This window comes from Rhizobium ecuadorense (genome assembly GCF_001187535.1).
GTDB lineage: Bacteria > Pseudomonadota > Alphaproteobacteria > Rhizobiales > Rhizobiaceae > Rhizobium > Rhizobium ecuadorense.
In genome coordinates this window covers 1-223 of record NZ_LFIO01001103.1, presented here as the reverse complement: position 1 = coordinate 223, position 223 = coordinate 1, and the positions used below count along the sequence as shown (strand labels likewise).

At 61.9% G+C, this 223-nt stretch carries 1 pseudogene; it reads left to right on the top strand.

Features of this window, described 5'->3' with window-relative positions:
• Nucleotides 1–223 (top strand): annotated as a pseudogene (locus AF337_RS22150) (hypothetical protein); the annotation flags it as partial.

The window sequence follows — 223 nt, the reverse complement described above, 5'->3', positions numbered from 1 at the left end:
GGCTGCGGCGCTCGATCATTTCGCCTTGCGTGATCTCGCCAGCCGCACGGATTCCGCCAATGCGCAGGTCGTGACCGGATTTGATCCCGCTCGCCAGGCGCTGGTCTTCGCGAAAGGCGGGGCGTGGGATGGGGCGTGGCTAACCCAGAATTTCGCCCTACCGGTCGCTTACTCCGTCAATCCCAACTTTCCAGAGGGATATCTGTCCGATCGGATGATCGAC